The sequence below is a fragment of the Nostoc sp. DSM 114161 genome (assembly GCF_052692665.1).
Map to the genome: position 1 here is coordinate 4065524 of NZ_CP195141.1, position 21820 is coordinate 4087343.

The following is a 21820-nucleotide window of genomic DNA, read 5'->3' on the forward strand; positions in this document are numbered from 1 at the left end:
GAATCTTGCACGTTGTAGAGAAAGAATAAAGGCTCGGAGCGTGTATTCTGACTTTCCTTTTGAGCAGTTATTTAATATCTGTTACTTAGCTAGGAAGAAATTGGTACATTTTTAAATGCGGCTGTATCTGGCACAAAAATGTCCAAATTATTGACACCATCGGGAACTCTTAGCCAGACATAAGCATCTGCGGAGGCTTGTGGACGTACTTGGAACAAAGAAACACTTCCTGTTGAGCGATCTAAAGCAACTCCTTTGTACGTTTCGCTAGTGTCAGGATTACGGGCTGTTGCACTAGAAACCGATATGATATCGCTACCAACAACTCCGTCTGTAGCAAGCCGACGGATACGCATTTGCACATTTATGACATCACGGTTTCCAGTTTGTGGATCTTTAATTCGCTTGGCTGAGAGTAATTCCACTTCTGCCTTATTCCCAAAAGCAGGCTGCACAAATTGGCCGGGTTGAATTGCTGAGGTAGTAGCAGTAGCTGGCGATGGTGATGCTATTGGTTCTTTTGAAGAAGTTGTAGTTGTGGGACTTGGTACTTGAGTGGGAGTGCTATTGCTTAGTGTATTAGTGTTGGTGGCGTTTAACGTCTCTCGCAGTGTGAAAAGTTCGTAAGCTACATAACCGCTACATCCCAAAGCCAAAGTAGAAAGTAATACAGCCACACTAGATAAAAATGTACTCACACCGTTGCCTCGATTTCATCTTTATGTAAATTTTAAAGCGGGGAGTGTCAAATCTGCGAACTTGAGGAAGCCTTAAAAATTTCAAACGAACGAGGGCAACAACTAAGTAGGTGGACACAATTATTTAGAAGACGCATTTCGACTTGGCTCAATGCTCGGTAAGCTTATTCTCAGAGGGTTGAGTTTCGACTACGCTCAACTTCCGCGCAGTCGAAACCCGGCGAGATCGAGTTAGGTTTAATTTAGTCCTTCTACTTAATAGTTGAAGTGTTTGCAAAGCAAGATGAGTAATACTTGTGAAATTGCAGCCTCACCAATGTACCATCCTTAATTTGAGGTTGCTAATTTAAAATATCAAATAATTTTGTTTGAGGGGGCAGTTGCGATCGCCTCAAGGGCTAGAAGTGGATTGTAAACTCGATCCATCTTGAAAACTGGAGTTTTCCTAGAAAACATATTACTGTGAATCAGTGAGTGTAGAGAATGAAACAGGGATGCTCAAAGTATAATGCGATCGTTGGAATGAAAGTGCCTCAATAAGAACTGAATTTAGCGATCGCGATATGACTCTAATTTGGAATCCTGCTTCTTATCTCGCTAGGATGCAATTAGAAATTTATAGCATTTAGCGTATGACCAAGGAAGATACTCCACTTACCACAGATGCACTGATTAAAGAAGTCTGTCGGCGGATTAGAGTAGCCCGCAGCTATTGGGATGCTCATAACAATGCTGCTTGTCGGGGCGAACGCGATCGCGCCTTAGCCCTTTACAATACCCTCACCAAGGAACAAAAAGAACAGATTCCCCAAGTGTTGCGGGTGTGGTTGCGTTACCGCAGCGAAAAATACTTTGGCGCACACCGAACGCCACCAAAGTCAGCACGAAAATCAAAAAAGTCCAATTCTTAATTCAGGCAGGGGGCAGGGGGCAGAGGGCAGGGGGAGCAGGGGAGGCAGGGGAGGCAGGGGGAGATGGGGAGATGAGGAAGTGTTACAACTAGAAGTTTAAAGTTCAGATATTCAGCGACGAACCTCTGATATTCAAAAGTTTCATTCTTATCTCTTGCATCTCCCCCTGCCCCCCTGCCTCCCCTACCTCATCCCAACTACAAATATTTACGCACGCTGTTGTATTTAATTGGCTTGAGTAATATTCGCGGAGTAGATATGCCATCTTTGCTGCTCTGGAGTTGAGCCAGGAACGTTATTGACTCGTCGCAGCACATAAGTACCGTGAAATCGTTGCGGAGTTCCATTGATGGTGACAGCAGTAACAGTAACTGGAATTTCAATGTATGACGAGCCTGCTGCCCCATCTAATCTACCTGGTTCTCCAACCTCTACAGTAACGGATGCAGTGTTGGCAAAACCCTGCTTGAAGCTCTCAAATGACTGCTTGCTAGCAGCTCCATCTCCATCCCAAGCTGAGTAGGCTTGTTTATAGTCTTGGCGGGCGATCGCATTGTAATACTCACGAATAACTTGGACTGCTTGTTGCTCAAGCGGCTTGGTATCAGCAGCATTTTGTGTGGGAGAGGCTGGGGATGGGGCTGGAGTGGAGGCGATGAGATTTGTAACTAATGGGCTGTTGGCGGAAGCTAATTCTGATTTGGCAGAATTATTCCAGGTTGTAATAGCGATCGCGAGTAGCATGACTCCAGCGATCGCGCGGTGCTGTTTTAACCAGACAGAAAAGTTGATTTTTGACAAAGATATCTCCTGACAAATGCTGAGTACTTTTCTAGATTCAGCATACTACAAATGCACTAGATATAGCCATTGACAATTTCATATGAATATGCACTTACCATCCTTAGTGTAGCGAGGTTAGGGAGTTCCAAAAATTAAATTATCCAATTTTGAGAGCGAAAATCACAGCCGAATTTTCCTCCTGTGCTTCCTCTTGTTTTCACTTTTTGAACAAGAAAGATACAAGTCTAGGTGGTTTATTTTGGTCTTGCTCGTGCCACCACTCGTTGAAATCCTCAAGCAGGAAACCATGATTTTTTGCTGCCTGAACAAAATCTGAGAGGTGATGTACAAATGCTGGAATTTGAATCACTTCTTGATTTCTTTGAAAATTAGCTTGTGTGCCTCCATATTGTCTGAATGGATGAAGTTCGCAAATGAAAAAGTATCCTCCTGTAACAAGTACGCGGTATGCTTCTGAAAAGATAAATGATAAATCTTCGATGTGTTCTAGAACGAGATTGCAGGTAATTAAATCAGCCGATTCGTTGCTACAAATCCATTGGTTTGTGATATCTGCTGTAACGAACATTACATTGGCTGAATTCACTTTCTGTTTCGCCTTCTCGATCATCGATGCTGAAAAATCTACTGCATAGACTGTTTGGGCAATTTGTGACAGCAGTAGCGTATTCTTGCCTGTGCCACAGCCAATTTCAACGACTGATTTACATCTCAAACCCATTAAGGTTTCTTTAGTAACGATTCGATCCAAATCGCGCGTCAAGTTTTCGTCAGCATCATATGTAGTTGACCAATTATCGTATGCGGCTTGAACACTCATATTTCGTGTGGTTGTTGATTTAGACCTTCGGGGGGGAGAGGGAACGAACAGGCAACAAAGAAAGCGCCTAACTAACAAAGCTTACTGTTGCCCATTGCCTATTCCCCGTTCTCTTTCTCGAAGAAGTTAACTCAAAAGTAGAATTATCCTAACTATACGTTTAACAGTCAACCCTCAACAGCCAGCCCGAAAATATGTACTGCGTTAAATGGGCGACAACTTAGCGCACTGTTCGATCGCACAGTCCCATTGTCAGTAATGTTGCTGCTCCAAACGCTGCTATTGTCCGGACATGGTTCCAGAGTGTCCAGTTCGTAAGATATCTAGCCCATAGATTTGCGCCTTCAGGGCTATCTGGTTTAGCGATCGCCAGCGCATCATTCAACGGTACATTGAAGACGATGGTCACTAGAATAGTGCCAACGAGGTAGAGCAAACTACCAAGCAATAAGTACGCCGCACCAGGCTGATGCCACTTTGAAAATGAAGCGATCGCCAGAAATAGGCAAGCCAAAGCCGTTCCAAACAGCGCCACCATAAATAAGGGATTGATTGCTGTGATATTGATCGATTGCATGGCAATAATGCCTTCTCTGGGCTGAAGTCGAGCAAGAGCGCTCATGACAAAAGTTGAAAAACCAAAGAAGACTCCCGCCACTAGTCCGCAGCCCAAGGCAGTGAAAAGTTTTAATGCAAAAGGCAAGTAGTCAACAGTTGTCATAAATACTCCTACATACAGATGACTGATTAGCAAATGCTTCAGAAATGGGCGATCGATGTTAACTTACATTGTTTAACAAGAGAATGCGTTTCCTTCACCACATGAAATCGAACCAATGCCAATTAATGTGCCATACTTCTTCTGAATTGAATTAATTTTCTTTAGATTAGGAAAACAATTTATTTTCTAACTATTTGATTCTTGTGCAACTATCAAAATCTTGCGGTCATATCGTGTTCGGTAAAAGACTTATTATTAAGACCGCAGGGAGCAGGGGGAAAGAGGGTTTTCTGATTTCTGCATAGATTACGGGAATTATAACTAATCAACCGTACTTGATATGATGACCCCTCCTGCATTGTTACAGCAGTTTTCATGTATTTGAACCACATCTGTCGTAAGGGCTTTAGCATTGCTCATACGTGTCAATTTAAGCTCAAACTGTTGCCCCACAATCGTTTTACCCCACCCCCAACCCCTCCCCTTGCCAAGGGGAGGGGAGGTTTTGCGTCAGCAAAGCCGGGGTGGGGTAACGCGGATCTTGATGGTAAGTAGAACTTGCTCATCACGTTTTCATCAGGGTTTCACGTTAAGTTGACACCAATGAGCAATGCTAAAGCCCCTACCGTGTGGTCTATTTACCTGAAAAAAGCTGTAAATACATCGACCTGCACCTTTGTTGCATTGACTCGCACCTTTGTTGCATCGACTCGCACCTTTGTTGCATTGACTCGCACCTTTGTTGCATCGACTCGCACCTTTGTTGCATCGACTCGCACCTTTGTTGCATCGACTTGCACCTTTGTTGCATCGACTCGCACCTTTGTTGCATCGACTTGCAATTGAGTTGTAAGTAAGCGGAGATAATTAAATATAAAATCCACAAGGGCGAAACCTTTGACTGTGGGGAGTTTTATCTTCTGCCTCCTGCTTTGAACGCAGAATTCTTACAAAATCGCGTTGCTTGCCTTGGGATGAGTTTTTTTGATTTATCCTTTGGCTAATTCTACAATGGCCGTTATTAGCTCCTGTGGAACCACAGGTTTGGCAATATGCTTGCCAAATCCGGCGGCTATGGCAAGTTGTCGATTCATTTCTCCAGCATAGGCAGTCAGAGCGATCGCTTTTATATTTCCTCCCCGTTCTGGTGGCAGATTTCTTACCTGGCGCATTAACATATAGCCATCCATATCAGGCATTCCCACATCGCTGACTAAGATGTCTGGAGGTGATTGTATTAATAGTTGCAGTGCTTCATGGGCGGATGCAGCTAAAGTTACCTTTGCGCCAGCTTGCTCTAACAAGAAGCTGATATAGTCGCGGGTATCTGCATCATCATCTACCATGAGAATTTGCATATCCGCCAGCGATAAAGCCGCAGACACATCTAATGAAGAATCCGAATTGAGTTGATTATCTGCTAGAGCAGTCTTGATTAGTGGTATCCTCACCGTAAAAGTGGCTCCATGCCCTTCGCCTAAACTATGTGCCGTCACCATACCACCGTGTAATTCTGTGAGATGGCGAACAATTGCCAAACCTAGTCCTAATCCACCAAATTTTCTAGTTGTGGCGGCATCTGCTTGACGAAAATAGTCAAATATGTATGGCAGAAATTCAGGATTGATACCTCTGCCTGTATCGCTAACGACGATCTGAGCTTGAGTAGCAACACGTTCCAAACGTATCTCGACGCTTCCTCCTACGTCAGAGAACTTTACTGCATTGGATAACAAATTCCAGACAATTTGCTGAAGGCGCGCTGTATCTCCTGCTACTTGAAATTTGTGGTTTTGGATTTCGGATTTGAGATTACTACATTGCTTGCTATTTGAACTAATATCAGGATTTTCCAATCCCAAATCGATAATCGAAAATTGTAAATCGATGGACTTGGCTTGAGCAGCTAAGCGCACTGTGTCTATTGCTGCTAAGATTGTAGTTTCTAAATTAACAGGGGCAATATCGAAACTGAGTTTGCCTTGCAGAATCCGGGATACATCCAGCAAATCGCCAATCAACTGGGTTTGCAATTGAGCATTGCGTTCGATGGTTTCTAAGGCGTAAGCTGTTTTTTGTTCGTCTAAGTTGGAGTTGCGGAGCAGCTTTGCCCAACCCAAAATGGGGTTGAGGGGTGTACGCAATTCATGGGACAATATCGCAAGAAACTCATCTTTGATGCGGTTTGCTGCTTCTGCTTGCTCGCGTGCCGCTTGTTCTCGTAAAAGTAGTTGTTCTCGTTCGGCTTCTGCCCTTTTGCGATCGCTAATGTCAGTATGAGTTCCCAACATCCGCAGGGGTTTTCCTTCGCTGTCCCAGGATACAATCTTGCCCACCGAGAGAATCCATTTCCAATCTCCGGCTTGAGTTCGCTGTCTAAACTCTACTCGATACTCATCAAGTTTCCCCGCCATGCAATCATCATAAGCCTGAGAAACCGCTGCTGCATCATCAAGGTGGAGGCGATCGCGCAACTTGGCATTAGTTTCCTGAAATTCATCCGGTTCGTAGCCTAGCATCTGGGCATACTCTGGATTCACAATTGCAGCACCAGTTTGCAGATTTAGGTCATAAAGTCCCTGATTTCCCGCTACTAAAGCTAAACGGAGGCGTTCTTCACTATCTTGCAACGCCGCTTGTGCTTGCTTGCGTTGAGTAATGTCCTGAAGAATCAGCAAAATTGCATTGACGTTACCGCACTCGTCGTAAAGGGGAGCCACTGAAATGTTAAGAAATACATTTGAGCCGTCACGCTTGCAGCGATAGGTTTCCACACCAAAGAAGACTTCGCCTTTAGTGACAGCCTCTCGTAGCTGGTCGAATTCTTGGAGCTTTTCTTCTGGGACAATGGGCAACTGGCGACCTAAAAGTTCTGCTTCACTCCAGCCAAATAATTGCTCTGCTGCTGCATTCCATAACTTGACGGTGGTGTCTGTTTCCACGACAACAATCGGCAGTGGCGAAGCTTGAATGAGCGTACTCAAGGTTTGTAGCGTTTGTTGGAGTTCTTGTTGGACTTCCTTATATTCAGTGATGTCCATATTCACCCCAATTAAACGATTTGCCTGACCTTCGTCAGCAAAAATTTTTGCCTTAGCAGCTATCCAGCGAATTCTACCATCAGGAAGGATAATCCGCCATTGGGTGTCGAAGTCAGCTCCTTGCGTGACAGTTCGTTGGGCAGCAAGATGGGCCTTGGAGCGATCGTCTGGGTGTAATCGTTTTAACCAATGCTCATAGCTACCCTCAAAACTTCCAGGTGCCAGCCCAAATAGAGCTTCCATTTCTTCTGTCCAAATCAATTCTCCGGTTTGGAACTTCCATTCACAAGTGCCGATTTTGCCGACTTGTTGTGCCAAAACTAACCGCTCGCGACTGGTTCGCAGGGCAGCTTCCACCCGATGCCGCTCATCGATTTCCTGTTGTAATTGCTGGTTAACTTCTACCAGTTCAGCAGTTCTGGCCTCTACACGCTGTTCTAATTCTTCTTGCAGCCTTCTTAGTTGGTTTTCAACTGCCAAGCGTTCCTCAATTTGTGCGGATAATGCCTTGTTTGCTTCCTTTAATTGCAGCGGACTCGGCAGGGCTAGCGCTTGAGGAACTAGCGGTACGAGTTCGATCGCTGTAAATAATGAAACCATCGCAGTTGTAGCTTTGAGGATGCCTGATAGCCAATAGGTAGGATGCCATAATGTCCAAATCTCGGCAATGTGCGTCGTACCGCAGAAGACAATAAAAGCGGCAAATAACAAAAATATCCAAGAAAATGGTAAATCTTCCCGTTTGCGAACGAAGTAGAACAATGCCAGCGGAATCGAATAGTAAGCAAGGGCAATGATGGCATCAGAAATTATATGCAGCCAAACTAACCCTGGCTTCCACAGGTAGCAGTGACCGTGAGGAATAAATGAGCCTCCGCTAAACAAATTAATTACAAAGTCGTGCATACCGCTGAAAACTAGGGTGAAAGGACAAGTCAAAACTGCGATCGACTGCCGAGAGCATCTAAATAATGTTTATTTAACTTTATTTTTGATGCAAATAAGGAGCGCAGAGGAAAGAATTAGAGACTAGTCATTTGTATCAGGTATTTTGTCAAATAGTATGATGCAGCACATCTTTTTTATTAACTGTTGACGGTTAACACTTAACTGTCAGCGATCGACAAACCTGATGAATGACTAAGCAATTTCAAAACCTAACAAATTAACACTATTTATACCAAATCCGGCTAAATCACTCTTTTATTCTTTAGTCTGCTGAGGCGGACGAGAGTTTGTATAGCTGCGACTTCTAGTCGCCAGGTGAAAGAGGGTTCATCAAAGCGGATTTAGTATTACTTATATCTTGCACCTAACAAGAAAAACCACTAATACGGTAATAGGAGTGTAAAAAAGTGACATCACAAGGGAGAATTTATATACGTAAGAAAAAGCAAATTATATAACAGTAGTAATAGTTATGTAACGTGAGAAATAAGGACGCAGGCACGACCAAATTCTCTCGCCTTGCTTGGATTTGCACTCATAACCCAAAATATGAGAAAAAAGGGCGTGAAAAGCATTATACAAAACCAAGAAAAATGGTTTCAATTCTTGCCCACGCCCAAAAGCTAGTTTACGCCCTAGTATCATTGATGCCCTTTGGCTATCAAAAACAGAACCTTGAGGCAATGTTGGGATTATTTTTGTCGGCACAAGGTTATCCTTTACCCGGACATGAGTTATGTAAGTCTGCAAGCGCCTTAAGTCGATTCCTCAACCTCTATAATTGGTCAACACGCAGTGTGATTCGTACAACTAGTGCGTGTATCATACAGGAGATATTGTCCGATTGTCCAAAGGGGCGCAAACCGTTTTTATATCATGTCCGCTTAATTGCTTATTAAACCCGAAGAACCCCACCCCGCCAAAGCTACGCTTTGTCTCCCCTCCCCGCGAGCTCTTAGGGGTTAGGGGTGGGGTATAATGACTGTGGTTAGCATAACTAAATTATGCGGACATGATATTACAGGTGATTATCGACCTGACAACTCTGGAAAAATTTGGAAAATTCAAGTCTTTTAACAGTTTAATCAGCGTTTATAACAGAAAACGAGGGCTGCATTTGGTCGTGGTGTATTAGTCGTAAACGTAATGATGGCAAGCTCCAAAAACGTTTCGTTGTGTCTGCTAAACCTTTAAAAGCTAGTACCATCAACTGGTAGGGGAAACACAGATGGCATAAATCGTGCTGCTAACCTAGAACATTTTGTTCGCATAATGTATTCCAAAAAAACCTAATTTCGTACAATATGCAAACGTGATTTACGTACAAACCTATATTTGTCTCGCTTATCTGCAAAATACTCATCAACCGCCTTACGACATCCCGACCAGCGATAGTAGTCATCTATAACTAAAACACCATCTCTAATAACGTGTGGTTCAATCTGTTGTAAGCAAGTCATAACAGAGCTATACCAATCTCCATCTATATGTGCTAAAGCTACTGGCTCTTCAACACGTAGCACATCTTCAAAAAGTCCTTTTACAAGGTGGACATTATTCTCCTCTACTGGCACATTATATGTGCGAAAGTTTTCTACAACTTTGTCTAGTAAGTTTTTCTGGTAGCCATAGTAAATGTCACCTCCTATGCCTTCGGATTGTCCGCTTTTTATTACTTCATATCGTTTATGAATATCAGCTTCATCTTTTTCCGTAGGGGGTGGAATCATATCGAATATATCATAAACGAACAATGGCCTGCATTTTGACTTAGCTGTAGCTATCACAATAGCCGACCCACCTAAGGCACAACCAGGTTCAATCAATATGCCATTAAGACCTTTTTTTTCTATTTCAGTCACACATTCAAATAAATCATTTAGAGCATCCTTGGAGAGATAGCTAAGTTTATTTGCACTTACTAAATTTACGATTTCTGGTATTGGTGATTTAAAAGGAGTTTTAACTTTATGAACTATTTTTTTGAAGTTATTAACCAGAGTTTGTATTTGATTTCGTACTTTATTTTTCAGACTTCCTGTTTGAACCATATGAAACCTTTTAGTCTGTGGGTGTAAAGACTCCGCCTAACTTAATAGCCTTTGTTTAATTAAATCAGGTTTTCTACCCTTAGTTCTATTTCTAATCTAAGTAAAATTTTGATTAACTCACATCTCGCATAGATAAAATCTGATGTATTTTTATTACTCAGTAATAGCCCAAAGCCATTGATTTAGCGATAAAAATCAGATAGCCTTATCGCGTAACTTTTTACGTTCCTTGGGGTTGTACAAAGAGGTGCAAGATATGAGCGCCCAACCTCCTTAAAAAGGGGCAAAAGACTTTAGTTCCCCCTTTTTAAGGCAGGAACGCTGCAAGACGAGTTTGGAGGCAGGATAAAAGTGGATGACGGAAGCTGTTTACGGACGCGCTCACTTCCTTTATGGATGGAAGAAACAAGTCAAATCCACTTCCCTCCTGCCTCCTGATTTGTTTCTTAGAACCAGGAATGCATTATGGTTTTGCTTAACTTCCAACTTGTTGAACTAAATCTGCGATCGCTTTCACTAAAACTTCCGGTTCCACAGGCTTGGGTACATGGCATTGAAAGCCTGCCAACATCGCCTGCTGGTAGTCGATTTCTCCGGCATAGGCAGTCAGAGCTATGGCTTTTATTTGTCCTTTCTGTGCTGGCACTAAAGCTCTTACTTGCCGCATCAGCATATAGCCATCCACCTCTGGCATCCCGATATCGCTCACCAGCACATCTGGCGCGGACTCACTTAAACTGGCAATGGCTTCAACGGCTGAGGCCACCGCAGTTACATTTGCCTGGTTCTGTTGTAGCAAGAAAGTTAAAAACTCTCGCGTATCAGTATCATCATCGACCACCAAAATTTTTATACCCTGCAAATTCCGAGATGGCTCAGACTGTTGCCCATCTGGGTTCCTTGGAGATGAATCCGCCAGACTCGGCAGTCTCACAGTAAAAATTGCCCCCTGGCCTTCCCCTGGACTCTCTGCCCAAACACTGCCGCCATGTAGTTCGACTAAATGACGGACGATGGCCAGCCCTAACCCCAGTCCTCCAAATTTTCGAGTTGTAGCCCCGTCCTCTTGGCGGAAATAGTCAAAGACATGGGGAAGAAAGTCAGGGTGAATTCCCTTACCTGTATCGCTGACGCTAATCTCGGCAAAACCATCAAGGCGCTGTAGGCGGATTTCAACTTGTCCCCCAACGTCGGTAAATTTGACGGCGTTGGAGAGGAGGTTCCAAATCACTTGCTGTAGTCGGTTGGCATCGCCTGATACTAACCCGACATTTGGTTCCAGCCTTGCCTCGATTTCAATGGACTTGGCTTGGGCGGCTAATCGTACCGTTTCGATCCCAGCTTGAACCGTCGTCGCCAAATCGACGCGGGAAACATTCAGGCTGAGTTTACCTCGGAGAATCCGAGAGACATCGAGTAAATCTTCAATTAGTTCCGACTGCAACTTGGCATTGCGTTCGATGACATTTAAGGCTTCAGCAGTCTTAGCTTCGTTAAGTTTGCCTGTTTTTAGCATCTGCGACCAGCCTAAAATCGGGTTGAGGGGCGATCGCAATTCGTGTGACAGAACGGCTAAAAACTCATCTTTGATCCGGTTGGCTTGTTGCAGCTGTTCGGCTTGTTGCTGCATTGAAGTCAGCAAATCTGCTCGCTCAAGGGCGATGGCTATTTGATCGCAGGTGGATTTCAGCAGGTTAATTTCTTCTAAGGTAAAATTAGTCCGCGTGAAACTGCCAAATGACAGCGACCCCAATAACCTTCCTCGAAGGATTAAGGGTTGACAGGCATAAGCAGTAATTTTCATTGAGTTGAGCAGTTGCGCGTTAGGATGGGTGGAAATTTGCCCTGCATCGAGGATAATTTGCCGTTGCTGTTGTACCACCAGTCCACACACATACCGACCAAATTCAATCCATTCTATTGAACGAGCCACATCATCAGAAATCCCTGCATAGCTTTTGAGATGCAGCATCGGTCGATTGTCTTTTTCTTCAACTCTGTAGTTGTAGTAGCAATGTAGCTCTAGCTGCTGTGAAAGTTTGCTAAATAAGTTGTTCATCAACTGCATGGGGTGTTCGGCGGCGAGTAAATCGCGAGTCATTTCATACAGCAAATGCAACCGTTCCTCTGCTTGCCGCTTTGCAGTTTTGTCTTGCAAGATTTTCACAAACCCGTGTATATTCCCCGCTTCACTTTGTAACGGCATCATTAAACCACTGGCCCAGAATTGGGTTCCGTCCTTGCGAAGATGCCAACATTCGTTTTCTGCCCGTTCTTGGGTTAAGGCAGTTTCCATCTCCCACTCGGCTTGTTTTTGCTCGTTATCTTCTGGTGTGAAAATGATTTGGGCGTTGCGTCCGATGGCTTCTGTTTCGGTGTAACCCAATAGCTTTTGGGCGCCGGAATTCCAACTGGCAATGATGCCGTTGAGGTCGAGGGTGAAGATGGCGTAATCTTTGGCGCTTTCAACCATGAGGCGAAAGCGAGATTCACTCTCGGCGATCGCTATCCGTGCCAACACTTGGGCAGAAATGTCCCGAAAATAGCAAACCACGCCGTAGCTACCCTCTGGTAAGGGAATGCGATTGATTCGCCACTCGTAATATTCAATTATCCCGCGATCGCGGCGTTCCTCGATGCGTTCTGGAACAAAGTACGGCTCCCCGGTTTGGAGCGTGTGGCGGAACTGTTGGACAACTTCATCTGCATAGGCTGGCGACCACAGTATGTGCATCACTTCCTCGAAGTCTCGACCGAGCAAATCAGGAATATCTCCAAAGGCCGGCAATGCAGTAGGATTTACTTGCCGGATGCGGAAGTCCTCGTCAAGTAAAAAGACACCAAGGGGGGCTTCGTCGAAGAGTGTTTGCAACTGTGCCTGACTCGAACGCAACGCCTCTTCTACCTGCTGACGCTCGGTGATGTCTTGAAACAAAAGTACGATGGCATTGCTATCATCCAGTAGGGCAGCCGAGATACTGACGATCGCGGTTGAGCCGTCGCGTTTGCAGCGGTACGTCTCGACTCCAGAGAAGATTTCCCCGTTGCTGACTGCCTCTCGCACTAGGCGACATTCGTCTTGTTTCTCTGGCGGTACAATGGGAATGGGTTTGCCTAACACTTCGGCTTCACTCCAGCCAAAGAGTCTTTCGGCTGCCGGGTTCCACAGTTGCACGATGCAATCTGGTTCTATGATGACAATGGGTAACGGCGAAGCTGCAATCAGGGTTTGTAGTGTTTGCAGAGTGCGTTGGATTTGCTGCTCTGAGAGTTCGCGATCGGTAATATCGACAAATCCGCCTACAACGCCTCTGACTGCGTGGTTTTCATCTAATAACGGCGAAGCATAACAGAGCAGTTTAATAACTGTGCCATCGGTATGTACAATGTCTACGACTTCATCCTGCACCGATGTGTTGTGAATTGCTGCGTACTGCATCGGTAAGTCTGCAATTGGAATGTCTTGGCCGTCTCGACATAGGCGATACAGAGGGTGTTCATCGGCGGGAGCGCCCATAGAGGCATTTGCTTCCATCGGAACTCGAACCAATTTAGACAGGTAAGAATTGACGCGAATTGTTCTGCACTCTAGATCTTCGGCGATGGCCACACCAATGGGCAATAAATCAAACAAAGTTTGTAACTCGTTGAGGCTTTGAGTGAGTTGCTGATTGAGTTGTTGAATTTCGGCTTCGGCTTGTTTGCGATCGCTGATGTTGGCTAACAGGATGGCGAATTTGTGGCTTGGGGCGGCATCGATGCAAAAAGCATTGACATCAAACCAACGATTGTTCATGGCTATGGATTGAGCCTCAAATCGAATGGGTTCGCCTGTCAGTACCACTTTGCCGTAAATCTCAAACCAAGAAGCTTCGAGATTGGGAACGAGTTCTCGCGCAGTTTTGCCTGTGGCTTGTTTTAACCCCGCGATCGTTTCAAAAGCCGGATTGACTTTAACAAACCGATAATCAATCGGTTTTCCGTTTTCATCAAACACCATTTCGCAGATGCAGAAACCTTGGTCGATGGATTCAAACAACGTGCGATATTTGGCTTCGGATTCGCCCAAGGCAAGATAAGAGCGATCGCGCTCGAACACAATGCTGGCAACTTTGGTGCCAAAATCTGCCAGCTGCAACTCCCAACCAGTAGGCATCCGCGATTGGTCAAAGCACAGCATCAAAGATCCCAGGGCTACACCATCCACGCCCATTACTGGCTTAGAATGACACGCCAAAATGCCGTGAGCCGCACATAAATTTCGCCATTCCTGCGACCAGCGATCGTCGTTAACAATGTCAGCGCAGGTAATCGGCTCGCCTCGATACGCCGCCTCGCCGCAGGTTCCAATGCACAAATCGTTGATTGGAGCATCCTTGAGTCCTTCCCCAAAGGACGATGGAAAGTCTGGAGTAATGGAACTCTTAAACATCGTCCCTTGAGAATTAGTCAGCAAAAAGCAGGCGCGTGTACCTGGATGAAGTTCAGACATTGAGGTACACATGGCTTTTAGGCATTCATTCAGTGGGCGTCCAGAAGCAATTAACTCCAGCAGTCGCTTCTGCTCGAATAGCATGAGTTCTGCTCGTTTGCGTTCTCGGCGTTCTTCGGTTTCTCGCAGTGCCCGTTGCACCGATGGTACTAGCCGCCCTAACCGTTCCTTCACCACATAATCTGTGGCTCCACGTTTGAGGGTTTCGATCGCCAATTCCTCACCTAAACTGCCAGAAACGAAGATAAATGGCACATCAGGGCGTAGATGGCAAGCAATTTCTAAAGCACTAATGCCATCAAACTCCGGTAGTGTATAGTCTGCCAGAATCAGGTCAAACTCATTCTCTAAAAGTGCGGCCGCAAAATCAGCACGAGTTTCCACCTGGAGCAGTTCGCAGTCGATACCGCCATCCCTAAGCGCGACTTCAACAATATTGGCATCCAACGGATTGTCTTCGAGCAAGAGAAACCGGAGTGGCATTATCATTCCTCCTGCTGAAACTCGACATCTTCTGCAACTGCTGTTTTCACGCGGGGCACAATTTCAACTCCTCCCAGATGCAAAATACCTGGCTAGTAAGTCTTCACCGCGATCGCCCAAGGAGTAGAGTAATGCTTCAATTTGTTTCATCGCCAGTGGTAAAGGCTTTGTCCGTCCGTTCTCCCATCGATTAACACTATGGAAAGAAACCCCCAGTTTCTCTGCAAACTTGACCTGTGAGAGTTCAAGGCGCATTCTTGTCTCACGGATCAACTCTGCAAGCTCTGTCTTCTCGATTGCAGTCATGAACGTGGATACTTTGATTACTATGTAAATATCGCACTATAGCAGGTGCGATACTTGCTGTTAGAATATATCATATTAACCTGTTGTTTTAGTCTCTACCCAAAGAAGCAGAAATGTTTGCCTGACAAAAATTGCAATTAGATGGGGTTAAAGCCACATCTAAATTACTTCCTTAGAGGCTTGTGCCTTCTTCACTTGATATATAAAATTTTTTGTATTTTAATTGCAAATTGACAATTGTTTTGGTTAACAATAGCCTCTAACACCAATTTAAAAAAACAATGTGACAGATATAGCAATCCTGTTAAAAGTTACAAACAAATCAACTCCCCATTCCCTACTCGCTACTCTCTCCCTGTACGAATAGTTTACAAATCAAATAGGATTGCTAAACAACCCTAGAAAGACAGATGAAATTTAGCTTTTTGAATGCGTGAATACTTCGACAAGCTCAGTACAAGTTTTGAATTTTGAATTCGGAGCGAAGCGACGTGACTCCAGTAGATATTCTCATTCTCTCCAACGGCCCAGGGGAAGTAAGCACTTGGGTACGTCCAGTGGTCAAGGCATTGCGGCAACAACTAGGGGATGACCGTTCTGTTGTGAGGATTTCTGTAGTTTTATCCCCTTGTCCCAATGCTACTGGTAAAGAAGGTGCGATCGCTCTTTCTTACCCAGAAGTAGACAGAGTTCAGCCAGCAGAGTATTTTTGGCAGTTTCTCCTCTGGGGTAAAACATTTGAAAATTGGGAGTGGAGAAGTCGCGGTGTAGTGGTTTTTCTCGGCGGCGATCAAATTTTCCCTGTAATCATTGGCAAAAAATTAGGATATCGCACTGTTGTTTACGCCGAATGGGAAGCCCGTTGGCATAACTTGATAGACCGCTTTGGAGTTATGAAACCTCAAGTTGCTGCCCGCGTTTCCCCAAAATATGCCCACAAATTTACCGTTGTGGGAGATTTAATGCTAGAAGCTAGTGGAGATTCGTCATTAGTCATTAGTCATTCGTTATTAACAAATGACCAAGCGCAAAGTCAGAGCGGAGGTTTCCTCCGATCTGAACTTTGTAAGAGAGGACAAATGACTAATGACCAAGGACAAATAACTGAATTAATTGGTCTGTTACCAGGTTCAAAAGCGGCAAAATTAACCCAAGGGATACCTTTAATGTTGGCTATTGCCGAACATATCCATGCCAAGAGATCCCAAACCAAATTTGTGATTCCTGTTGCTCCAACGGTGGATTTGCAAACCTTAGTTAGTTTTGGTGATTCCCAAAAAAACCCTTTTGTGGAAACTTTTGGTACTAGCAGTGTTTCTTTAATAATTCCAGAGGATGGAAAAAGCAAGCCATCACTGAAAACACAGACAGGTATAACTGTAGAATTATGGCAAGAAAACCCTGCATATAACTTGTTATCACAGTGCTGCATCTGCCTGACTACGGTGGGGGCAAACACCGCTGAACTCGGTGCTTTAGGAGTACCTATGATTGTTTTGCTACCTACCCAACAATTAGATGCCATGCGCTCTTGGGATGGTTTACCAGGTTTATTGGCGAATCTGCCAGGGGTTGGTTCTACCTTTGCCAAGGTGATTAACTGGGTATTTCTCAGACGCAAAGGTTTATTGGCATGGCCAAATATCTGGGCACAGTCAGAAATCGTCCCAGAACTTGTAGGCAAACTCCAACCGCGAGAAGTTGGAGACATGGTATTAGATTTTTTAGCTCATCCAGAAAAATTGGACGATATCCGGGACAAGTTACGTCAGGTTCGTGGTGAAAGCGGAGCAGCCCAGAAGATAGCAGAGATTGTTATTGAGGAAATTGGGAAGTAAGGGGTATGGGGAGGTGGGGAGATGGGGGGATGGGGGGATGGGGAGGTGTGGGGAGGTGTGGGGAGTGTGGGGAGATGGGGAGATAGAGAAGTGTGGGGAGTGTGGGGACTAAATCTTGGTCTGATTCTTGAAGAAATCTAAAGGAGATGGGGAGATAGATGAAGTGTAGGGAGTGTGAGGGAAAGAGAATTTATGCTTCCTCCTCTTCCCCATCTCCCACACCTCCCCATCTCCCCATCTCCCCATCTCCCACACCTCCCCATCTCCCCATCTCCCCATCTCCCCATCTCCCCATCTCCCCACTCCCTCATCCCTCTACCTAATCCGAAGACCCACCACTACGTCTTCCCAGTTCAAAAATGCCGCAACTAATACAAGCAAGTATGCCTAAGCTGATTCCCCAGCTACGTCCTAAACTGATTTCTACACCCCAATTGAACAAAGCGCCGGCTACCAAGAAAGGCACAATACTAAATAGTGAGGCGTAGAAGGCGTTTTGGGATTCTCTAGCTTTACGAGTTTTTTCAAATTCTGACTGGCTGGTATAAAGCGATCGCTCGGCAAAGTTAAACCAGCGGTTGAGTTGCTCGATCACCCATTCAGTGGCTTTTGAAAAACCCAGATATAACGCTAATGACCACAAACTCGCTCCAGCGATCGCGATCGTGTCTAATTCAAACCGGAAAGGCAAAATTTCAGTCAGCATGTCTTGGGGGAGTCCTGCAAGGGTAACTTTAGCTTTTAGTAGATGCTAAAAAACCTCTTGTGCAATTTTAAGCATAAACGTTAACAATATTTCAACTGGTTCGCAACTCTCTGACTGCTAAGTCTACTCCAGACTTGTCAGCTAACTTCGTCCAAAATTTTATTGTTTGAGACTTTTTTCACAAATAGTATGTATTTATTTTACCTTAGTAACAAAAATCATAATTATTCATTACTAGAAACAAGTAATAACCATTAACCAAACAGAAGATATAATTTATACTTCAGATTTAAGACCAATTCTATGTGAAGATGCACAGAATATTAAACGTAGACGCGCAGCGGCTTGCCGCAGGCTACCGCCAAGTACGCCTTCTCTACGAGAGGCTTCCGGCAACGCACAGCGTCTCGTAAAGAAGAGCGCCAAGAATAGAGAGTTACTCTATTTAGTGTAGCTTCACATTAAATTAATCTAAAATATTAGAAATTTATATTAATATCTAATTTTTGATTTTTTTATTTAAATATAAAATCATCCAAATTTGGCAAACAAAAAAAGTGCTATTATTATTGAGATTAATTTAATTTGCTGCATCTAAAAACTAAAATACATAAATAAATTAAATAATAAAAATGTAATTAATTTGCTATCTTCAGTAAGGGAAAAATTTTGATATTTCATCATGATTTAAAAGCGTTTAATCAGAGAATTAGTAAACAAGCAATAATTTTGTTAAATTTAGGAATCTCAAAAATGATTAATAGGCAACAAAGAGTAATACTTTCTGGAGCCACGGTGTTGATATTAGGATTTTGTTTTGGAAGTTTAATTACTCTATTGCCTAAGCCAGAAATAGTTACAGCAAAAGAAGTTCAGCCAAAGAAAGTAGCCAGAGCTAATAGTTGGCAAGCAGCTTCTTTTCCTGTAGAGAACTTTCAAACTTACACATCTGGTTTTGGTTACCGTCCCTCAGCTACAGGTGGTTCTAATTGGGAATTTCATGGCGGTTTAGATATGGCTGCTCCCCAAGGTAGTTATGTTCGGAATTGGTGGGTAGGTACAGTAACTAAAGTTGGTGCTGGCGACGCTTGCGGTTCTCATATAGTAATTAGATCGGGTGAATGGGAACACACTTATTGCCACATGGAAGGAAACGTCGAAACTGCATCCGGCCGCCGTTATTTCATTGACCGTGCAGGTGGAATTCTCATTGCGGAAGGTCAACAAATACCAACTGGAGCCAGAATTGGTAGGGTAGGAATGACTGGACGCACCACTGGCCCACATCTTCACTGGGGACTAAAATATAGCAATAATTATGTAGACCCAGCGCTTGTTTTGCAAGCGATGTTTTCTCAGCAAAAAGTTTCTAGAAGAAGAAGCTGAAGGGGAAAGGGGAAAGATTAAATTTATTCCTTTTCCCTTTAACCTTTAACCTTTTCCCCGCCTCCCCTGCTCCCCCTGCCCCCCCTGCTTCTCCGGTCAAGGTCTATCGGCTTTGAGAGTTCTGGCAGCGAGCAAAAGGTAGCTTTCAGCAATGCTATCAAATACGGATGTAGGCCAGCGATCGACTACTTTGCCTAGAACTGACATTTCTTGAACTAAGCGATCGAACTTTTCAGGGGTTAGAGATTGGGGGCCATCGGATAAAGCCTTAGCTGGATTGGGGTGAACTTCAATCATTAAAGCATCCGTACCAGCAGCGATCGCTGCCATTGCCATAGGTGGAACATATTCAGATCTACCTGTACCGTGACTGGGGTCAATGGCGATTGGTAGATGAGTGAGCGATCGCAACACCGGAATCACGGACAAATCTAAAGTATTGCGGGCATATTTGCCATCAAAAGTTCTAATTCCCCGTTCGCAAAGAATCACATTTGGGTTTCCCGATGCCAGAATATATTCTGCCGCCATCAGCCATTCGTCAATTGTGGCAGACATTCCTCGCTTCAGCAGCACCGGCTTATCTTGAGCGCCTACTTTTTTGAGCAACGAGAAATTGTGCATATTTCTCGCTCCAATTTGGATGATGTCAGCTACCCGCGCCACTGCTGGTAAATCCGCAGCATCCATCAGTTCTGTAACGATACCCAAACCCGTGGCTTCGCGAGCTGCTGCTAACAAATCTAAGGCACTTTCACCATAACCTTGAAAAGCATAAGGTGAAGTGCGGGGTTTGTAGGCTCCACCACGTAGAAACTGCGCTCCTGCCGCTTTGACTCGCTTTGCCGTTTCCACAATCATCGCTTCATTTTCAACAGAACAAGGCCCAGCGATCGTTACGATGGGATGATGTTCTCCGAAAAAGACACGGCCGTTAAGCGTGGGTACAACAACCTCGCTGGCTTCCCCATTTCTGAATTCCCGACTAACCCGCTTGAAAGGTTGTTGCACTCGTACCACTTGCTCAATCCAAGGACTGGTTTCTTGAATTTGCAATTTATCGATAGTAGAAGTATCGCCAATTATCCCCAGCACAACTTTATGAGTGCCGATGCTTTTTTCTACTGTGACTTTCCAAGTATCACTGATTTCTTGGCTGATACGAGTAATTTCCTCAGCAGGCGTACCGGTTTTAAGTACTATAATCATCTGTTTTTCCTTCCGTATAATTTGTGTAATGCGATCGCCCGTTTCCTAGTACCGTTCGATGCAACAAAGGTGCAAGTCGATGCAACAAAGGTGTAAGTCGATGCAATAAAGGTGCAGGTCGATGCAATAAAGGTGCAAGCCGATGCAATAAAGGTGCAAGTCGATGCAACAAAGGTGCAAGTCGATGCAATAAAGGTGCAGGTGAAGAGAGTTGTATGTAAACTGTTGGTTATTAGCAAAGCGAGGCTAGATAAGAAAAGTTTGTCTAGCGCAGAAATTGTGCAAGTTGTTCTAACTTTGTCCAAGCAGCACCGCTTCGCAGAATTTCTTTTGCAAGGACAATACCTTTGACACAACCTGCAAAAATATCTGTCTCTTTATTGATGGCTTGACCAACTTGCAGCGCTAAGGCTGTATTTAAAGCCACCACATCTTGCTGCGCTTGAGTGCCTTTACCTTGCAAAACTGCTTGCAAGATTGCGGCATTTTCTCGGACATCTCCACCCTGCAACGCTGTAGTTGGTGCAAAACTCAAGCCCAATTCTTGAGGATTAAGCGTTAAAGAACGTACTTTTTTATCTTGGAGTACGGCTAAATCAGTGACATCAGCTAAACCAGCTTCATCTAAACGTTCGCGTCCGTAAAGAGCGATCGCTTGTTGACATCCCAATTGTGATAAAGCTTGAGCAATTTCCTCTAACAAAAGCGGATCGTTCACACCAATAATTTGCCCCGTCGGTCGCATAGGATTTACTAAAGGGCCGAGCAAATTAAAAACAGTCCGCACTTTCAAAGTTTTCCGCAAAGTCGCAACCGCTTTGAGTGCAGGATGCCAGCCAGGAGCAAACAAAAAGGTGATTCCCACCTCACCCACCGCCGCTTGTACTTTTTCTGGGCTGGCATTGAGGTTTATACCTAAAGCTTCCAACACATCAGCAGAACCAGTCTTGCTAGATGAAGAACGATTGCCATGCTTGGCAACTTTTACCCCCGCTGCTGCGGCAACAAAAGCTACAGCAGTAGAAATATTGAAAGTTGAAGCACCATCTCCACCAGTTCCGCAGGTGTCAATTAGGGGAGTGGGGAGTGGGGAGTAAGTAGAGACGCGATTAATCGCGTCTGTACTAGGGGGAGAAGATTGGGATTGTAAAACACTCGCCATACCAACTAATTCTTCGGCAGATATGCCTTTAGCTTGAATTGCAATTAAAATCGCTCCCGATAGCACATGGGGAATGGCATCTGTGAGCCAACCCTGCATTAAATCGGCAGCTTGGGAAACTGTTAGCGATCGCCGATTGAGCAATTGTTGTAATAAAGCCGGCCAGTTGTAGAATTCAGCAGCGACGGAAATATTGTCGGCTGGAATTTGGGTTATAGATATCATATTTCTTATGGGGCATGGG

Annotated in this window: 17 protein-coding genes; 4 read left to right on the plus strand and 13 right to left on the minus strand. The window is 44.5% G+C overall.

The genetic code is table 11. From position 1 onward, the window contains the following. Positions 1 to 89: 89 nt before the first annotated feature. On the minus strand, positions 90 to 698 hold the full coding sequence (locus NSTC745_RS17685; RefSeq protein WP_445638307.1) for a hypothetical protein: 609 nt from the start codon (positions 696 to 698) through the stop codon (positions 90 to 92). Between the two features lie 632 nt (positions 699 to 1330). On the opposite strand from NSTC745_RS17685, the gene NSTC745_RS17690 reads away from it, so the two are divergent. Then, positions 1331 to 1609: a Precorrin-3B methylase gene (locus NSTC745_RS17690; protein ID WP_445638308.1), complete on the plus strand. Its 279-nt coding sequence runs from the start codon at positions 1331 to 1333 to the stop codon at positions 1607 to 1609. 225 nt (positions 1610 to 1834) lie between these two features. Here the strand turns inward: NSTC745_RS17690 and NSTC745_RS17695 are convergent, their stop codons facing one another. The 5 genes from NSTC745_RS17695 to NSTC745_RS17715 form a co-directional block, all read right to left on the minus strand. Then, positions 1835 to 2410 carry a hypothetical protein gene (locus NSTC745_RS17695; protein ID WP_445638309.1) on the minus strand — a complete coding sequence of 192 codons (576 nt, stop codon included), beginning with the start codon at positions 2408 to 2410 and terminating at the stop codon, positions 1835 to 1837. A 199-nt stretch (positions 2411 to 2609) separates the two neighbouring features. Continuing rightward, a complete protein-coding gene (locus tag NSTC745_RS17700; RefSeq protein ID WP_445638310.1) occupies positions 2610 to 3233 on the minus strand; it encodes a class I SAM-dependent methyltransferase in 624 nt (207 codons plus the stop codon). A gap of 220 nt (positions 3234 to 3453) precedes the next feature. Continuing rightward, positions 3454 to 3954, minus strand: a complete 501-nt coding sequence (locus NSTC745_RS17705; protein ID WP_445638311.1) for an anthrone oxygenase family protein — start codon at positions 3952 to 3954, stop codon at positions 3454 to 3456. Between the two features lie 638 nt (positions 3955 to 4592). Next, the gene (locus tag NSTC745_RS17710) at positions 4593 to 4838 is read right to left on the minus strand and encodes a hypothetical protein (RefSeq protein WP_445638312.1); all 246 of its coding nucleotides are present in this window, start codon (positions 4836 to 4838) and stop codon (positions 4593 to 4595) included. 105 nt (positions 4839 to 4943) lie between these two features. Next, entirely contained in the window at positions 4944 to 7901 is a 2958-nt protein-coding gene (locus tag NSTC745_RS17715) for a PAS domain-containing protein (RefSeq protein ID WP_445638313.1), read from the minus strand. A gap of 635 nt (positions 7902 to 8536) precedes the next feature. On the opposite strand from NSTC745_RS17715, the gene NSTC745_RS17720 reads away from it, so the two are divergent. Beyond that, a complete protein-coding gene (locus tag NSTC745_RS17720; protein ID WP_445638314.1) occupies positions 8537 to 8842 on the plus strand; it encodes a hypothetical protein in 306 nt (101 codons plus the stop codon). A 390-nt stretch (positions 8843 to 9232) separates the two neighbouring features. Here the strand turns inward: NSTC745_RS17720 and NSTC745_RS17725 are convergent, their stop codons facing one another. The 3 genes from NSTC745_RS17725 to NSTC745_RS17735 all read right to left on the minus strand — a co-directional run bounded on the left by NSTC745_RS17725 (position 9233) and on the right by NSTC745_RS17735 (position 15275). Further along, on the minus strand, positions 9233 to 9994 hold the full coding sequence (locus tag NSTC745_RS17725; RefSeq protein WP_445638315.1) for a TylF/MycF/NovP-related O-methyltransferase: 762 nt from the start codon (positions 9992 to 9994) through the stop codon (positions 9233 to 9235). Positions 9995 to 10469: 475 nt separating this feature from the next. Next, positions 10470 to 14969 (minus strand): PAS domain S-box protein, encoded by a 4500-nt coding sequence (locus NSTC745_RS17730; protein ID WP_445638316.1) that lies wholly within the window; start codon positions 14967 to 14969, stop codon positions 10470 to 10472. A gap of 63 nt (positions 14970 to 15032) precedes the next feature. Further along, entirely contained in the window at positions 15033 to 15275 is a 243-nt protein-coding gene (locus tag NSTC745_RS17735; RefSeq protein ID WP_445638317.1) for a helix-turn-helix domain-containing protein, read from the minus strand. A 491-nt stretch (positions 15276 to 15766) separates the two neighbouring features. On the opposite strand from NSTC745_RS17735, the gene NSTC745_RS17740 reads away from it, so the two are divergent. Beyond that, a complete protein-coding gene (locus NSTC745_RS17740; protein WP_445638318.1) occupies positions 15767 to 17113 on the plus strand; it encodes a lipid-A-disaccharide synthase in 1347 nt (448 codons plus the stop codon). A 319-nt stretch (positions 17114 to 17432) separates the two neighbouring features. Here the strand turns inward: NSTC745_RS17740 and NSTC745_RS17745 are convergent, their stop codons facing one another. After that, positions 17433 to 17819, minus strand: coding sequence for a hypothetical protein (locus NSTC745_RS17745; protein ID WP_096538568.1), 387 nt, complete (start codon positions 17817 to 17819; stop codon positions 17433 to 17435). A 753-nt stretch (positions 17820 to 18572) separates the two neighbouring features. On the opposite strand from NSTC745_RS17745, the gene NSTC745_RS17750 reads away from it, so the two are divergent. Next, positions 18573 to 19205 (plus strand): M23 family metallopeptidase, encoded by a 633-nt coding sequence (locus tag NSTC745_RS17750; protein WP_445638319.1) that lies wholly within the window; start codon positions 18573 to 18575, stop codon positions 19203 to 19205. A gap of 96 nt (positions 19206 to 19301) precedes the next feature. Here the strand turns inward: NSTC745_RS17750 and aroF are convergent, their stop codons facing one another. The 3 genes from aroF to trpD all read right to left on the minus strand — a co-directional run bounded on the left by aroF (position 19302) and on the right by trpD (position 21801). Continuing rightward, on the minus strand, positions 19302 to 20414 hold the full coding sequence (aroF, locus tag NSTC745_RS17755; RefSeq protein ID WP_445638320.1) for a 3-deoxy-7-phosphoheptulonate synthase: 1113 nt from the start codon (positions 20412 to 20414) through the stop codon (positions 19302 to 19304). Next, positions 20398 to 20586 (minus strand): hypothetical protein, encoded by a 189-nt coding sequence (locus NSTC745_RS17760; protein WP_445638321.1) that lies wholly within the window; start codon positions 20584 to 20586, stop codon positions 20398 to 20400. Before NSTC745_RS17760 ends, aroF begins: the two co-directional genes overlap by 17 nt. Before the next feature lie 93 nt (positions 20587 to 20679). After that, positions 20680 to 21801 (minus strand): anthranilate phosphoribosyltransferase, encoded by a 1122-nt coding sequence (trpD, locus tag NSTC745_RS17765; RefSeq protein ID WP_445638322.1) that lies wholly within the window; start codon positions 21799 to 21801, stop codon positions 20680 to 20682. Between the last annotated feature and the right edge of the window lie 19 nt (positions 21802 to 21820).

Bases quoted from the DNA above. Each gene is read 5' to 3' on its own strand.
- NSTC745_RS17690 (WP_445638308.1), top strand. From the start codon at position 1,331: ATGACCAAGGAAGATACTCCACTTACCACAGATGCACTGATTAAAGAA.
- NSTC745_RS17700 (WP_445638310.1), bottom strand. From the start codon at position 3,233: ATGAGTGTTCAAGCCGCATACGATAATTGGTCAACTACATATGATGCT.
- NSTC745_RS17705 (WP_445638311.1), bottom strand. From the start codon at position 3,954: ATGACAACTGTTGACTACTTGCCTTTTGCATTAAAACTTTTCACTGCC.
- NSTC745_RS17715 (WP_445638313.1), bottom strand. From the start codon at position 7,901: ATGCACGACTTTGTAATTAATTTGTTTAGCGGAGGCTCATTTATTCCT.
- NSTC745_RS17720 (WP_445638314.1), top strand. From the start codon at position 8,537: ATGGTTTCAATTCTTGCCCACGCCCAAAAGCTAGTTTACGCCCTAGTA.
- NSTC745_RS17725 (WP_445638315.1), bottom strand. From the start codon at position 9,994: ATGGTTCAAACAGGAAGTCTGAAAAATAAAGTACGAAATCAAATACAA.
- NSTC745_RS17730 (WP_445638316.1), bottom strand. From the start codon at position 14,969: ATGCCACTCCGGTTTCTCTTGCTCGAAGACAATCCGTTGGATGCCAAT.
- NSTC745_RS17735 (WP_445638317.1), bottom strand. From the start codon at position 15,275: ATGACTGCAATCGAGAAGACAGAGCTTGCAGAGTTGATCCGTGAGACA.
- NSTC745_RS17745 (WP_096538568.1), bottom strand. From the start codon at position 17,819: ATGCTGACTGAAATTTTGCCTTTCCGGTTTGAATTAGACACGATCGCG.
- NSTC745_RS17750 (WP_445638319.1), top strand. From the start codon at position 18,573: ATGATTAATAGGCAACAAAGAGTAATACTTTCTGGAGCCACGGTGTTG.
- aroF (WP_445638320.1), bottom strand. From the start codon at position 20,414: ATGATTATAGTACTTAAAACCGGTACGCCTGCTGAGGAAATTACTCGT.
- trpD (WP_445638322.1), bottom strand. From the start codon at position 21,801: ATGATATCTATAACCCAAATTCCAGCCGACAATATTTCCGTCGCTGCT.